Below are 14383 nucleotides of genomic sequence, written 5' to 3' on the forward strand. Positions count from 1 at the left end.
AAGGATTTATCGAATTACAAATCCTTTGCGCTCATTGAGTTAATGGTCATGGGCTTCACCAGCTCCTCTTGGGATTCTGATTTCCTGAATCATTTCCTGCACATCAGCGGGCGGTGGCGGTGTAAGCTTGGAAACAACATAGCAGACTACGAAGTTGATTACCATACCTAAGGTACCAATTCCTTCAGGGGAGATACCAAACCACCAGTTTTCCATAGAATTGGATTCCGGCTGAATAAATTTGAAGAAAATAATATAGGCAAGGGTAAAAACAAGGCCAGAAACCATTCCGGCAATTGCACCCTCTTTGTTCATTCTAGTAGAAAATATACCCATAATAATCACAGGGAAAAAGGAAGCTGCAGCAAGGCCAAAAGCAAAAGCAACTACCTCCGCTACAAATCCCGGCGGGTTGATACCAAAGTAGCCAGCGATAATCACTGCAAAAGCAGCGGATACCCTAGCAATGATTAACTCTGTTTTCTCCGTCATCGAAGGCACAAAGGTTCGGAACAAATCCCTGGATACTGAAGTGGAGATAACCAATAATAGTCCTGCAGCAGTAGATAAGGCCGCAGCCATACCTCCGGCAGCTACAAGTCCTACCACCCAGTTAGGCAATTTGGCAATCTCAGGAGCCGCCAATACCATGATGTCCTTGTCTATCCTAAGCTCGTTGGTCTCAGGATTTGGGGTATATTGTACAATTCCATCATTGTTAACATCTTCAACAACGATTAGATTGGTTTTTTGCCAGTTTTCTACCCAAACAGGCAGTTCATTTACAGGTTTGTCTGCCACAGTATCTATGGCATTGTAAATTCCAAATGCGGCAATAGCTGGAGCAGTAGTGTAAAGGATAGCTATAAAAATCAAGGCATAGCCTGCAGAAAGCCTTGCATCTTTCACTCTAGGCACTGTGAAAAACCGAACAATAACGTGAGGCAATCCTGCAGTACCAACCATTAAGGCAAGGGTAATGGCAAATACATCCGTCATTGACTTTCTTCCAGAGGTGTATTCCTCAAAGCCCATGTCCAATAACACCCCATCCAATTTATCTAATAGATAGGTCCCATCCTGTACAGTTCCACCTAAACCCAATTGAGGAATAGGATTTCCAGTCAACTGGATTGAAATAAATATTGCAGGAACCATAAAAGCAAATATCAACACGCAATATTGGGCTACCTGAGTATAGGTAATGCCTTTCATTCCTCCCATTACCGCATAGAAAAACACTATGGTCATCCCGATCAATACCCCTGTTTCAATATCTACCTCCAGGTACCTAGAGAAAACGATACCGACACCGCGCATTTGGCCGGCTACGTAGGTAAATGAAATAAATAGGGCACAGAATACGGCAACTACACGTGCCTTATTGCTATAATACCGGTCTCCTACAAAATCTGGGACGGTAAACTTACCGAATTTACGAAGGTAAGGAGCCAATAAAAGGGCCAGAAGAACATATCCTCCAGTCCATCCCATCAGGTAAACTGAACCATCATAGCCCGAAAAGGCAATAATTCCGGCCATTGAAATAAAGGAAGCTGCTGACATCCAGTCTGCAGCAGTAGCCATACCGTTGGCTAAGGGAGAAACGCCCCCTCCAGCAGTATAAAATTCTTTAGTAGATCCTGCTCTAGTATATATCGCAATACCGATATACAAGGCAAAGGACAGACCTACTAGGATGTAGGTCCAGGTTAAAATATCCATATAGAGGTGATTGTTTAAAAGGGTTATTTTTCATTGACATCAAATTCTTCATCAAGCTTGTTCATTCGATATACGTAAACGAAAATCAATATCACGAATGAAAATATAGAGCCTTGCTGTGCAAACCAGAAGCCCAATTTGTACCCACCAATCTTGATGGCATTGAGAGGTTCTACTAGCAAAATTCCAAAGCCAAATGAGACAATAAACCAGACTGCAAGTAGAATCAATAAGGTTCTAATATTGCGTTTCCAGTATTTTTGCATTTGTTTTTTATGGTTATCCATATAATAATATGTTTGAGTTTATTGGTTAAAATAATCCTGAAATTATTTAAAAAATCCGTAACTATCAGCAAGATTTCGTTAATCTACCAAAATTAAGGCAGTTTCGGCTTGAGCGATAGATGATTGGTTTGGCTCAGAATGCCAAAATATTACGAATTTATAATTAATCCTTTTTAAATAAACATTTTTCAACGCAGTTAATAGCGGTTTTAAAGCGCTTTTCCTCTGTGCCAGAGATTTTTTTCCAGGGCACCCCAGAAGCGCGCATTTCATTTTCATAAACCTGCATAAAATATTCGCGCATGGCAGGATCAGCATGTTCCCGCTGTGGATCTTCTGCCCAAGGAATGTCTATTGCAGTAAGTAAATAAAGTGAATATTCCCTGGTTTGGATCTGTTGCTTAATCCATTCGTGGGTTTGCTTATACCTGTGTTCACTCCACACCTTGATCACGCGAAGATCTGTATCACAAAATAATTTATCTTCAGCTTCCGCAGCCATTTCATCTTCCAATTTTACCTGCCCCTTTGCAATGGCCAAAAGGTCATCAAATGTATAGGGCCTATCCAATTGGTCGATGTATTCTCTAGCGTATTCAGGAACCCAGGGTGCATTGAAATGGGCGGCCAATTCCTGGCTTAAGGTACTCTTACCCGTAGATTCCGGCCCAATGATCACTATCTTATGCATTGGGTTGTGCATAGCCTTTGGCCAACTTGACCCAGGCAATTAAGCCTAGTACAGCCAAAATAGTGAAAACCAAAAATTGAAAGGAGGTAAGTACCAAGCCTTTGTAAAAGTAAAGAGGTACAGAAACCAAATCGGTAATGATCCAGGCAATCCAGTTCTCTACTTTCTTTTTTGCCATCAGCCACATCCCCACAAAAGCAGAGGAAGTGGTAAATGAATCCCAGTAAGGAACATCACTGTCTGTGAAATTTATCAAAACGAAATACAAGACCAAGTAAGAAAATATCCACAAGGCAAGGGATTGAAAAATTCCGGTTTTACTTAACCAGGTAATAGGGACAGCCGTTTTTCCCGGTTTGGGATTGGTCCAGATGTACCAGCCGAAGATGGACATGGAAAAATAATAGGCATTGATCCCCATGTCAGCATACAGTTTGACCTGCAAGCAAATCCAAACATAGATCAGTGTACTGACGATTCCGGTAGGAAACACCAAGATATTTTCCTTCATGGAATAATAAACAGAAGCAAGGCCGAAAACAACAGCTATGCCTTCCAACCAGCTCATTGCTGCGATCCCACTTTCTATGCCTTCTACTATGTATTGCCAATCCACGGACCGAATTTGCGATATATTTTTAACAAAAAAAAAATCAGCGATGAAGTTCCTGTAAAACTTCGACGCTGATTTCAATTGGAAATAATGGGCTTGTTAACCTATGTTTTTCTTTTTCATCTGATCCACTATGTATTCAGAAGTTCGGATAGAAAGGGCCAAAATGGTCCATGTTGGGTTTTTATCCGCCTGAGAAACAAATGGCCCAGCATCTACTACAAATAGATTGTCACATTCATGGGCTTGAGAATACTTATTCAAAACAGACGTTTTTGGATCATTGCCCATTCTGGTAGTACCTACCTCATGAATAATTCTTCCTGGGGCCTCTAAACCATATTTGGTGTCTGCTCCTGGTTTCTTGCCCATCACTTTGGCTCCCATGGAATCAAACATCTCTTCAAAGGTTTCCTGCATGTGCTTGGCTTGTTTCACCTCATGTTCGGTCCAGTTGTAATTGAATCGAAGCACAGGAATACCAAATTTATCTACTACTGTAGGGTCAATTTCACAATAATTGTCATACTGAGGAACAGATTCTCCCCTGCCAGCGATACCTACTGTGGCACCATAAATATTTCTAATGTCTTTTTTAAGACCTTCACCATAACCACCATTAGGTCTTGGCTTGCCAAATTCATCCTGCATGTATTTTCGCATGGACTCCATTCCAAAACCAAAACCATAATTTGGTTGGCGCATACCTCCACCGAATTCAAGGTGATATCCTCTAGGGAAATCCAGTTTTTTATTGTCCAACCACCAAGGGGTATACACGTGCAATGAACCTACACCGTCTTCATTGTATTTGTCTCTGCCTATAAAGTCAGTCATTAATGCAGACCTACTCGCTCCTGTAGAGTCATGCAGGTATCTACCTAAAGTCCCACTGCTATTAGACAATCCGTTAGGATGTTTAGTAGAAGCGGAGTTCATCATGATCCTGGCCGTCTCACCAGCAGAAGCACCTAAAACAACAACTCTTGCTTTCAGCTTGTATTCTTGCATGTCAACCTTGCTCACGTAGGAAACGCCCGTAGCTTCTCCTTTGTCATTGGTGGTAACTTTACGCACCATGGCATAGGTATAAAGATCTACATTTCCTTTTTTGATGGCAGGTTTTACCAATACTGTTCCTGCAGAGAAATCACCATAAACCTGACAACCCCTGTTACACTGCGCACAGAAAAAACAAGCGCCTCTTTCGTTATTTACCGGACGGGTCAAAACGGAAACCCTGGAAGGAAGTACAGGTAGGTTGATTTTTTTTCCTGCCTTGGTAAAGGCCGCCTCGTGCAATCTTGGCTTTGGCGGAGGAAGAAAGTTTCCATCAGGTTCATTTCTCATGCCTTCTTTAGAACCGAAGACACCTATCATTTTATCTACTCGATCGTAAAACGGTTTTACATCGTCATAGCCAATTGGCCAATCGTCTCCTAAACCATCAATGCTTCTTCTTTTAAAATCATCAGGTCCAAAACGTAGAGAAATTCTTCCCCAGTGATTGGTCCTTCCACCTACCATTCTGGAACGGAACCAGTCAAACTCAGTTCCATCTTTTCGGGTGTAAGGTTCTCCATCAATTTCCCATCCTCCATAGGCTGCATCAAAATCGCCAAAAGCACGAACCGTATTGGCCCCTCTTCTCGGTGATTCCCAAGGAAACCTCAATTGGGTTCTGTATTCTTCCATTGCAGGATCGAAGTCACTTCCTGCTTCTACCACTGCAACACTCAGACCTGCTTCTGAAAGAATTTTACTTGCCATTCCTCCACCGGCACCTGATCCTACAATTATCACATCATAGGTATCCAAGGATGATTTTATTTCAAAGCTCATTGCTGATTATTTTGAGTTTATTTATAATTCGCCCCCCAAAATAGGAGATTAATGCTAATTTTTCATCATTTCTAAAATCAGGGTTAAGCTGATCTATCAGAAACCACACACTAAGTCAGGATATTATTTGCCATTTCCACGATTTACAAACAATACAACGGACAAACCTAGGATTACACCCCTTCTTCCGATGAATATTTTTATGATTTAATTCGAAGAAAAGACAGCAAAAATTAACATTCAATGAACTGTTACCTGCAATTGAGGTTTTTGGATGTTAAAATTTTATTTTGCCCAAACATTTACTATCCTTATACTTTAAATAGGATAAAAAGTACTACCCTTGCCGGGTAAAGCACTTTTTTTTGCACAAAACATAACCCAAAAAATGAAAAAAAAGGAAAGAAGAAGCCAAGGTTGGTTTGGAAAAACTGGCAAGGATGGGCTTATTTATAGGTCATGGTTCAGAAAACAGGGCATCCCTACTCATGAACTAACTGGCAGCAAACCAATCATTGGAATTTGCAACACCTGGTCTGAGTTAACCCCATGTAATTCTCACTTTAGGGAATTGGCAGAATTCGTGAAAAAAGGCATATTGGAAGCAGGAGGTTATCCTGTAGAATTTCCGGTAATGTCACTTGGAGAAACCGTGATGAAACCCACGGCCATGCTCTATAGAAACCTGGCAAGTATGGATACAGAGGAGTCCATTCGTGCCAATCCATTGGATGGGGTAGTATTGCTTTGTGGTTGCGACAAAACCACTCCCTCACTAGTGATGGGAGCGGCAAGTGTGAACTTGCCAACCATTGTTGTTTCTGGTGGCCCTATGCTAACTGGAAGATACAGAGGCGCTGAAATCAGCACCAGTGACATTTGGAGGTTTAGTGAAGACTCCAGATCAGGAAAAATTTCCCAGGAGGATTTGTATGTTGCAGAATCCGGACTTTGCCGAAGTGATGGGCATTGTGGGGTAATGGGAACTGCCTCCACGATGGCCTGTATGGTAGAATCACTGGGCTTGTCCCTTCCTGGAAATGCTGCTATTCCTGCTCCTGATACTGGCAGAAAGATATTGGCCCACATGTCAGGCATGGAAATCGTGAAAATGGTTGAGAATGACCTGAAACTTTCTGATATCCTTACCAGAGAAGCTTTTGAAAATGCCATAATGGTCAATGCTGCCATAGGCGGGTCTACCAACTTTGTTATTCACCTATTGGCCATTGCAGGCAGGATGGGCGTGGAACTAGACCTGGAAGATTTCGACAAATATTCAGCAGGCATCCCACTTTTGGCTAATCTTCAGCCTTCTGGAAAGTATTTTATGGAAGACTTTTACTATGCCGGTGGATTGCCTCCCGTTATCCGTCAATTGAAAGACAAGCTACACAATGGAGCTCTTACCGTAACCGGTCAAAGCATAGGAAAGAACAATGAGAAATTTGAAAATTACAACAAAGAGGTAATTGCGGCCATTGATGAACCTTTCAATCCTTTGTCAGGAATAGTGGTACTCAAAGGCAACCTCTGCGAAACAGGCTCCATTATCAAGCCTTCTGCTGCCAGTCCTGAACTGATGAAGCATACAGGCAAGGCGGTAGTTTTTGAAGACATTGATGACTATAAAAACAAAATAGATGATCCCGATCTGGACATCGACGAAAATTCCATCATGGTGCTTAAAAATGTAGGCCCAAGAGGCTATCCAGGAATGCCGGAGGTAGGCAATATGGGACTCCCTCCAAAGGTACTGGCCAAGGGCATCAAGGACATGGTTAGGATTTCTGATGGAAGAATGAGTGGCACCGGTTTTGGAACAGTAATCCTTCACGCCACTCCTGAAGCGGCAGAAGGAGGGAACTTTGCAGTTGTGCAAACAGGTGATGAAATAGAGCTCGACGTAGAGGCCAGAAAGCTGAACTTATTGGTGTCAGATGAAGAGCTGACCAAAAGAAAAGCAGCCTGGAAAAAACCAGCAAGCCCTACAGAAAGAGGTTATGTGAGTCTGTATGTTAAGACTGTTGAACAAGCCAACCTAGGAGCCGATCTAGATTTTCTTAAAGGCAATTCAGGAAGTGAAGTCACCAAAGACTCTCATTAGTTCAACCCCATTATTACCGGAAAGCAATGCTGTTTTCCGGTAATTTTTAAACTTTATTAAACCCAATGAATAAAACCAATACGGAAGCTGCTCCAGTAGCCTTAGTTACAGGAGCCGGTGTAGGAATAGGCTTTGAAATCGTTTTTTTGCTGGCTTCCAAAGGTTATAAGGTCATGTTGAATGACTTGGATGAAGCCGTCACTACAAAAGCCTGTGAAAAGATAAACGCCACTTTTCCCCAGTCCTGTAAAGGAATTTCCGGAGATGTTTCGGACATCCATTTTATCGAACAAATGGTGCAACACACAGTCGAGGCATTTGGAGCCATAGACGTGGCCGTGGCCAATGCAGGCATCACTGTTTTTGGGGATTTCCTCACTTACAAGGAAGCGGATTTCCATAAAGTAATGCAACTGAATCTGGCAGGCAGCTTTTTTCTAGCCCAGCAGGTATCCCTGCAAATGATCAAACAGGAGACAGGAGGCAGTCTGCTTTTTATGTCCTCAGTCACCGGCCACCAGGCCCATAAAAATTTAGCTGCCTATGGCATGAGCAAAGCTGCTTTAGAAATGCTGGCCAAAACCCTGGTCGTAGAGCTTTCCCCCTATAAAATCAATGTAAATGCAGTGGCTCCTGGCGCCACCATGACGGAACGTACCGCTTCGGAAGAAGGCTATGAAAAGACCTGGTCAGAAATAACCCCCATGGGAAGGCCTGCCTATCCCAGAGACATTGCCGAGGCCGTGACCTTTCTGGTCTCCCCAGCCGCAAGGCACATCACAGGCCAGAGCTTGGTCATAGATGGAGGATGGACTTCTACCAGTCCTTCGCCTTATCGGTAGGGGATCGGTAATAAATTCAAACCTATAAGGTTTTAAAAACCTTATAGGTTTATTAAAATGTAACAACTATGAAAGGGCTAGTAAAATTTGAACCGAGTAGCTACTATCATGTGATAAACCATGCGGTAGGTAGCGAAAACCTTTTCAGATGTGATGAAAACTACCGGTATTTTCTAAGAAAATATGCGCAGTATATGCCTTCGGTGTGCAGTACCTTCTGCTATTGCCTTATGCCCAATCACATTCTTTTTTTAATCAGAACAATCGATGAAGAAGCTGCTCTAAAACATCCAAAATTCAAGAATGATTATCATAAGCTGGTCATGCAGGAATTGAGCAATCTATTAAATGCCTATGCAAAAGCTTACAATAAAAAATACGAGCGTAAAGGTGGGCTTTGGATAGATTATACGAAGCGATTTAAAATTGAATCAGACAGTTACCTTACTTCGGTTATAAATTACATTCACCAAAACCCTGTAAAACACACATTTACAAAAGATTTACGAGATTGGAGTTACAGTTCTTACTGGTCTCATCTTTCAGAAAAACCATCATTGCTCGCAAGAAAGGAAGTAATAAGTTGGTTTGGGGGAGCAAAAGAATTTGCTGATTTTCATACCTCAAACAACGTAGGACTTTTAGAAGAATGGGAATTGTTTAATTAGGTGAAGAAAAGTATAAGTGCAATTTGTGAGAACAATTACTAAGCAAACTAGTGCATAGTGCAACCTTGTCCTATACCTTCGACAGCCTCAGGGTACGAGAACGCCAACGAATTATTGACAGCATTTTGAGAATTAGTCTTACTTGGGCAGAATGGTAGGAAGAAGAGCATGATTTGAAAAATAAATTCCCGAAATTTGGAAGGTGATACTACTTTTTTCAAAGAATCAAGATTTAGTCTTTTACTACCTGTTATGATCAATTTATCTTCTGTTGAACAGCAAATTCAATACGTGACTAATTTTCAAGATTTTCTTTCCACGCCTTTTCATGGAAATAGCAATGCGATTTGTTGGACACGTAAGCTTATGGGGGGTTTTTCTGAGATTGTTAATCAGGTCTCACTTAATGAAAACATGGCCGAACTTCATCTTGATGAGCTTCTTGAACTTCAGTTGACTGGACAAGGGCAGCTTGCGCGTGAAATTCTTCTAGATGATTTGAAGGTTTTGAAAGCACATGGTGCCTCTCCCACACTTAATGTGATTCAGTCCTATGAAAGGGATGATAGTTACCCGTTTTTTCCCACCGATGTTTATTCCTTTCATGTAGATCGCGCGCCTATACCTGTCGACACTTTTTTATGTACTTACTATGGGGAGACAAGTGAAATATTGCCCAATTCACAAGCCGAACAAAAAGTGCTTGTTCCCGAAATACGGGAGGAACTTAAAAAATTACATGATGGCGCAGCGGGTTATTTTGAATCCTTTTTGAGTGAACAGTTCTTTGACCTTCACTACCTAGCCAAAGCCAATGCACAACCAATAAGCTTAGGCCTAGGGCATTTATGCAGGTTGGCCACAGATCACCCTAATAGTAAAGTTCCCCCTTGTATTCATCGTGCCCCACAGGAAAAAAATGGACAGAAAAGGTTATTATTAATCTGTTAAATAAAGCCTGAAGGGAACCTGAAGAATGCTGTGTCAGCCAATCAAACCCCTTTGACAGGCTCAGGGGCCTCTTTAATGAATTATTAATAGGGTAATCGGTATCAGGATACAGTATTTTTAATCCTAATCTTTAAAAATATAGTTTCCAGACTAGATTTATTATTCTAAATCATTAATTTGAAAGGGAATAACAAAGCAAAGGAGCCGGGTACATAGTTGATATATACGCAATTCCCCAGCTAAACCTGTATATATACAATTGTTGGCAAAAAGCTGAAAAATGAGAATACCAATTATAATTTCCGTTCTGATTTTATGCCTTTCGTCTTGTAAAGAAAAGACGGAAAAACTATCTGAACCGAATAAAGAAAAAACAGAATTAAGAGTTGAACTAACTGAAAAAGTTGATTTGACAAAAGTTCCTGATTCCTTAGAATTGATAGCTAACAAAAGCCTGACTGGAGATTTTAACGGAGATAATAAAACGGACTTTGCTTCAATCGTTAAAAATAAAAATAACCAAAAAATAGGTGTTTTAATAATTCATAATTCCGAAAACCAAGAAAGCTTCGTTTTTGGAGCCGGTCAAGAAATTGACAATATGACCGACTTGAATTGGATTGAAATATTCAAAATCATTCCGAAAGGAGAAATTGTCGCCCCCGAATTAGTAGACGAAGAAACGGGAGATTTACTAGGACCAGACGATTCTCAAAATTTCAAACTAATCGGAAATGGAATTTATATGAGCGTGACGGAAACGCATGGTGGCGGAATTATATTCTGGAATGGAAAAGAATATAAATGGTATCATATCGAATAAAAAGCCAGTTGCCAGTCGAGTAGCCCGACCTGAGCCAAATGACTTAGGTTGAGGCTCTCACACAGTTGACCGGGAGTCTCGTGCCTGCCCTGCATTCCGGTTCTTCACACAAATGATCCAAAAAGATCATTTTTTACGCTCAGTCCCAGTTCACCGGATTGTAGGTTGTGATTTGAGGTAATAGGAAAGCATGGATTCATAACCTTTTCTTCTTAGGCGAGACAATGTGATAGTAGTAATCAGAATCGGACTCTGAGCTACCGCCCATCCCCCTTATCTACCCTCCCGCCATCTGGCCCCTCACTAAAATGACCTAAAGAGGTCATTTCTTTACGCTCAGTCCTTCCATGCGTAAGCATGGTCTTGGTCCACTCCCAATCTGATCAGGTTTTTATACTTCCAATCGGGCTTTTTCTCACGGTTGACCGATACCAGACACTTTGAAATCTCAAGAGAATAGTTTATTTTTGTATCCATTAGGATACAAAAATTCATGATCAGAACAGAAAAAACAGCTGAATTCGATAAATGGATTAGAAAGCTCAAGGATATTCGAGCTAAAGCAAAAATTCTATTCAGGATTCAGAAGTTGGAGACTGATGAACATTTTGACCTGTAGGCGATGGCATTAGCGAAATGCGGATAAATTATGCGAAAGGTTATAGACTCTATTTTAAACACGAAATATGCAATAGACATTCTATTACGTGCTGAAATCGCTTTAAAACCAGCCACTTCGTTGCTGTTTTCAATTTCACCATAGCGGTGCTATGCTAAAATCTCCAAACAGCCTGATTTTCTTGCGATTGCAACACTTCCCGTAAACACGGGACAGGCTATCACGAATTCTATTACATAATCCGGGTTAAAGAGAAGGAAGATAAGATCATCATACTATTAATCGGTGGTGAGAAATCAAGTCAACAGAAGGACATTAAGAAGGCACAAGAAATCTGGAATAAACTAAAGAATGAGTAACATGACAATAACAAAATTTGACATTGCAGACTATCTCGACAACGAAGAAATGATTGCAGAGTATCTTAACACTGTTCTCGAAGACGGGGACAGCTCTGACCTTATTGTAGCTATCGGACACATCGCGAAAGCTATCGGAATGACAAAAATCGCTGAGAAAACGGGAATGAGCAGGCCGAGTCTGTACAAGGCTTTAGCCGACGGGGCCAAACCTCAATTCGAGACCATCATGAAAGTTTTAAAAGCGGTCGGTGGACAGATAAACATAAAACCATCCAGTTAAAAAAGAAGAAATACCACACCACAACATCTCTTATACTACAAACCCTGAGCGTTCCAGACGATTAAAATGGATTTTGAAAAAGAAATACAAAGTTTGATAAGCGGATACTCAAATCCAATAGGCATTGAAAGGTTACGCTTAAACATCCTTCAAGAAATAAAATCTTATTATAAAGACAATGGCTACCCTAAGGAACTGTCAATACATAAGTTATCCTTAATACCAAGTTTATTTCAAGAAGCGAACTATGACAATATTGTGTGGAGTAGTCAAAATGGGGAATTAGGACATTTGAACATTCTATTTCAGCTTGATTGTATGTTTCATAATAGTGGGAAATCACGAGAGAAGCTTTCCGAAAAAGATTTTTTTAAATATGTTGACTTTTCATCTCAAGCAATAAATAGCTTAAAGAATAAAAATAAACAACCTACAACTATAGCTTCCCCCAATAAGCGGGTCATACATAAATTGAAAACTTGGTTCTCCTAACAAGTTCGCAGAAACATTTATTTGGCTTTTAATGAATAAAAAAACTAGGAGTAAAAGCAAATTTCGAATAATGTCAATCAAATCTTATCTTTTACAGAAGGGATGAAAATAACATTGTGCAAATTGTCAGAATTATTCATCAAGGAATGGATATTAAACACCGACAGAAATAAAAAATCGCACACAATAACTAAACACTCTGATAGCTATCCCTTCGACACCCCTCGACAGGCTCAGGGACCGTGCTCAGGGTCCACTTTAATGAATTATAATAAGGGTGATGGGGATCAGGATACTGTTTTTTTAACCCTAACCTTTAAAAATGTAGTTCCTGCACTAGATCTTTTGTCCAAAATCCTTATTTTGACATGTAGAAATAAGCGCTAAGCCTCTGCTAAGTAAGTCCTATGCAATTTCATAGGCATATACCTACAAAACATTTTGGCTAATTAGAAAAATGAAATTATTCGGGTTCAATAAAAAAGAAAAAACATTTCGAATAACCAACCCTGATAGAGAATGGGTTGAGGATAATTTTAAATGGTTGATTAAGTTTTTTGGGTATCCTAATAGACAAAGTGAGCAAATTATTATTACAGAGAAATTCTTTCCAAATGCCTTTTCTAATAGGGGGTTATTAATCCAAAACGTTATAATAAAAGACTTGAGCAACTTTCTAGGTCTGCATTCTAGCAAAATCAAATTTGAAATCCATCAAGATTTGCGAGATGTTTATAGAATGCCATTTGAAATGTAGGGAAAGCCATTTGAAACAGAAACAGAATTTACAGATGACAATTATACTATCCACATTGCTAAAACAATTGCCGATCGACCAAATCGCCTCATTTTTAGCCTGATTAATGTATGAAATAACAAAAAACTAAATGAAACAAAAAGTCGCAGTAATCGGAGGAGGCATAGCGGGACTTACCTTTGCACGTTGTCTTTCTACGAATCAGTATGAAGTCCACATTTTTGAACAAAAACAAGAATTCGGAGAAGTAGGCGCTGCTATCAGTGTCTTTCCAAACGCTCTATCTGTGATGGATGAAATTGGACTACTTGATCCAATACTGAAAACAAGCGGAAAATTTGAAAATGTCTACCTCAAAACGAAAAAAGGAAATATCCTTAGTAAGTCTTCACCCAAGAGTGATTATCCTGTCGTTTGTATACACCGAGCCGACTTACACAGAATTTTACTAACCGGCATTAATGCTCAACTGCATAAGGGTAAAAGTGTAAAGCAATTAGCGAATTTAGATAATGGTCAGGTGGAAGTGACTTTTGAAAATGGTGAGTGCTCAAATTTTGATGCAGTAATTGGAGCAGATGGCATACATTCTGTCGTTCGAAAACACATCATCAAGGACGGAGATCCCATATATAGAGGTTACAATGTTTGGCGTGGTGTGGTTGAAACCAATTTTGACATTGGTTATGCAAGTGAAACCTATGGAGAAGGTCAGCGAGTGGGTATTGTACCTATTAAAGATGGGGTATATGGTTGGTGGGCAACTTGCAATGAAGCATTTTTGCAAGATGATATTCCAGAAGGAACAAAAAACAAGCTGAAACGGCTTTTTGGAGATTGGCATCAGCCCATCCCAGAGTTAATGGAAAACACGGAAAAAATTTTAAAAAACAGTTTGTCTGATCGAGTGCCGCATAAAGGCTGGACCAAGGGCAATATTACCTTAATCGGAGATGCAGCCCATCCAACAACTCCAAACTTAGGGCAAGGAGGATGTATGGCAATCGAAGGAGCATATCTTTTGGCCCAATGCGTAAACAAATATGGACTTTCTCCTAAAGCATATGCCCTTTACGAAAAACATCAATTTCCACGATCCAAAGAAATCGTAAATGAGAGTTTGACACTTGGAAAAATAGGGCAAATTTCAAACCCCATCTTAATAGCTTTAAGGAACTTTCTTTTCAAAATAACCCCTTCAAGTGTGGCAATGAAAATGATAGCAAAATACTTTTCCTATAGAGTAACCGAATTAAAAATATAAAGGCCAGCTGCCAATAAAACCTATAAGCCAAAAACAACTACTTTTGCGTAGGAGCGTTCA

The 14383-nt window shown here is 40.3% G+C and carries 15 protein-coding genes; 9 read left to right on the plus strand and 6 right to left on the minus strand.

Annotated features, from left to right (window positions below; all coding sequences use genetic code 11):
* Positions 1-39 precede the first annotated feature (39 nt).
* From CA2015_RS07345 to CA2015_RS07365, 5 genes are all read right to left on the minus strand, one after another.
* Positions 40-1725 (minus strand): sodium:solute symporter family protein, encoded by a 1686-nt coding sequence (locus CA2015_RS07345; RefSeq protein ID WP_048641324.1) that lies wholly within the window; start codon positions 1723-1725, stop codon positions 40-42.
* 23 nt (positions 1726-1748) lie between these two features.
* Positions 1749-2012 carry a DUF4212 domain-containing protein gene (locus CA2015_RS07350; RefSeq protein WP_048641325.1) on the minus strand — a complete coding sequence of 88 codons (264 nt, stop codon included), beginning with the start codon at positions 2010-2012 and terminating at the stop codon, positions 1749-1751.
* Between the two features lie 163 nt (positions 2013-2175).
* Positions 2176-2703, minus strand: coding sequence for an AAA family ATPase (locus CA2015_RS07355; RefSeq protein ID WP_084011690.1), 528 nt, complete (start codon positions 2701-2703; stop codon positions 2176-2178).
* Complete coding sequence (pnuC, locus tag CA2015_RS07360) at positions 2696-3319, minus strand: nicotinamide riboside transporter PnuC (RefSeq protein WP_048641327.1); 624 nt, start codon at positions 3317-3319, stop codon at positions 2696-2698. Before pnuC ends, CA2015_RS07355 begins: the two co-directional genes overlap by 8 nt.
* A 96-nt stretch (positions 3320-3415) precedes the next feature.
* Positions 3416-5158, minus strand: coding sequence for a GMC family oxidoreductase (locus CA2015_RS07365; protein WP_048641328.1), 1743 nt, complete (start codon positions 5156-5158; stop codon positions 3416-3418).
* Positions 5159-5546: 388 nt separating this feature from the next.
* Here CA2015_RS07365 and CA2015_RS07370 point away from each other — a divergent pair, with 388 nt between their 5' ends.
* The 5 genes from CA2015_RS07370 to CA2015_RS07390 all read left to right on the plus strand — a co-directional run bounded on the left by CA2015_RS07370 (position 5547) and on the right by CA2015_RS07390 (position 10549).
* Positions 5547-7265: an IlvD/Edd family dehydratase gene (locus tag CA2015_RS07370; RefSeq protein ID WP_048641329.1), complete on the plus strand. Its 1719-nt coding sequence runs from the start codon at positions 5547-5549 to the stop codon at positions 7263-7265.
* A 65-nt stretch (positions 7266-7330) separates the two neighbouring features.
* Positions 7331-8107: an SDR family NAD(P)-dependent oxidoreductase gene (locus CA2015_RS07375; RefSeq protein ID WP_048641330.1), complete on the plus strand. Its 777-nt coding sequence runs from the start codon at positions 7331-7333 to the stop codon at positions 8105-8107.
* Positions 8108-8175: 68 nt separating this feature from the next.
* Positions 8176-8775, plus strand: a complete 600-nt coding sequence (locus CA2015_RS07380) for a hypothetical protein (RefSeq protein ID WP_048641331.1) — start codon at positions 8176-8178, stop codon at positions 8773-8775.
* 252 nt (positions 8776-9027) lie between these two features.
* Positions 9028-9726, plus strand: coding sequence for a DUF1826 domain-containing protein (locus CA2015_RS07385; RefSeq protein ID WP_048644410.1), 699 nt, complete (start codon positions 9028-9030; stop codon positions 9724-9726).
* A 280-nt stretch (positions 9727-10006) separates the two neighbouring features.
* Positions 10007-10549: a hypothetical protein gene (locus tag CA2015_RS07390; RefSeq protein ID WP_048641332.1), complete on the plus strand. Its 543-nt coding sequence runs from the start codon at positions 10007-10009 to the stop codon at positions 10547-10549.
* Positions 10550-10885: 336 nt separating this feature from the next.
* Here the strand turns inward: CA2015_RS07390 and CA2015_RS25045 are convergent, their stop codons facing one another.
* Positions 10886-11026, minus strand: a complete 141-nt coding sequence (locus tag CA2015_RS25045; protein ID WP_205749807.1) for a hypothetical protein — start codon at positions 11024-11026, stop codon at positions 10886-10888.
* A 16-nt stretch (positions 11027-11042) separates the two neighbouring features.
* Here CA2015_RS25045 and CA2015_RS25285 point away from each other — a divergent pair, with 16 nt between their 5' ends.
* From CA2015_RS25285 to CA2015_RS07415, 4 genes are all read left to right on the plus strand, one after another.
* Positions 11043-11168, plus strand: a complete 126-nt coding sequence (locus tag CA2015_RS25285; RefSeq protein ID WP_262485593.1) for a type II toxin-antitoxin system RelE/ParE family toxin — start codon at positions 11043-11045, stop codon at positions 11166-11168.
* Between the two features lie 351 nt (positions 11169-11519).
* Positions 11520-11810 carry an addiction module antidote protein gene (locus CA2015_RS07400; protein WP_240477941.1) on the plus strand — a complete coding sequence of 97 codons (291 nt, stop codon included), beginning with the start codon at positions 11520-11522 and terminating at the stop codon, positions 11808-11810.
* A 66-nt stretch (positions 11811-11876) separates the two neighbouring features.
* A complete protein-coding gene (locus CA2015_RS07405; RefSeq protein WP_048641333.1) occupies positions 11877-12302 on the plus strand; it encodes a hypothetical protein in 426 nt (141 codons plus the stop codon).
* An 887-nt stretch (positions 12303-13189) separates the two neighbouring features.
* Entirely contained in the window at positions 13190-14323 is a 1134-nt protein-coding gene (locus CA2015_RS07415) for an FAD-dependent monooxygenase (protein WP_048641335.1), read from the plus strand.
* Positions 14324-14383 lie beyond the last annotated feature (60 nt).

It is taken from the genome of Cyclobacterium amurskyense (assembly GCF_001050135.1).
GTDB lineage: Bacteria > Bacteroidota > Bacteroidia > Cytophagales > Cyclobacteriaceae > Cyclobacterium > Cyclobacterium amurskyense.

Excerpts from the sequence above, each read along its gene's own strand:
- CA2015_RS07345 (WP_048641324.1), bottom strand. The coding sequence starts at position 1,725 with ATGGATATTTTAACCTGGACCTACATCCTAGTAGGTCTGTCCTTTGCC.
- CA2015_RS07350 (WP_048641325.1), bottom strand. The coding sequence starts at position 2,012 with ATGGATAACCATAAAAAACAAATGCAAAAATACTGGAAACGCAATATT.
- CA2015_RS07355 (WP_084011690.1), bottom strand. The coding sequence starts at position 2,703 with ATGCATAAGATAGTGATCATTGGGCCGGAATCTACGGGTAAGAGTACC.
- CA2015_RS07365 (WP_048641328.1), bottom strand. The coding sequence starts at position 5,158 with ATGAGCTTTGAAATAAAATCATCCTTGGATACCTATGATGTGATAATT.
- CA2015_RS07370 (WP_048641329.1), top strand. The coding sequence starts at position 5,547 with ATGAAAAAAAAGGAAAGAAGAAGCCAAGGTTGGTTTGGAAAAACTGGC.
- CA2015_RS07375 (WP_048641330.1), top strand. The coding sequence starts at position 7,331 with ATGAATAAAACCAATACGGAAGCTGCTCCAGTAGCCTTAGTTACAGGA.
- CA2015_RS07380 (WP_048641331.1), top strand. The coding sequence starts at position 8,176 with ATGAAAGGGCTAGTAAAATTTGAACCGAGTAGCTACTATCATGTGATA.
- CA2015_RS07385 (WP_048644410.1), top strand. The coding sequence starts at position 9,028 with ATGATCAATTTATCTTCTGTTGAACAGCAAATTCAATACGTGACTAAT.
- CA2015_RS07390 (WP_048641332.1), top strand. The coding sequence starts at position 10,007 with ATGAGAATACCAATTATAATTTCCGTTCTGATTTTATGCCTTTCGTCT.
- CA2015_RS25045 (WP_205749807.1), bottom strand. The coding sequence starts at position 11,026 with ATGGATACAAAAATAAACTATTCTCTTGAGATTTCAAAGTGTCTGGTA.
- CA2015_RS25285 (WP_262485593.1), top strand. The coding sequence starts at position 11,043 with ATGATCAGAACAGAAAAAACAGCTGAATTCGATAAATGGATTAGAAAG.
- CA2015_RS07400 (WP_240477941.1), top strand. The coding sequence starts at position 11,520 with ATGAGTAACATGACAATAACAAAATTTGACATTGCAGACTATCTCGAC.
- CA2015_RS07405 (WP_048641333.1), top strand. The coding sequence starts at position 11,877 with ATGGATTTTGAAAAAGAAATACAAAGTTTGATAAGCGGATACTCAAAT.
- CA2015_RS07415 (WP_048641335.1), top strand. The coding sequence starts at position 13,190 with ATGAAACAAAAAGTCGCAGTAATCGGAGGAGGCATAGCGGGACTTACC.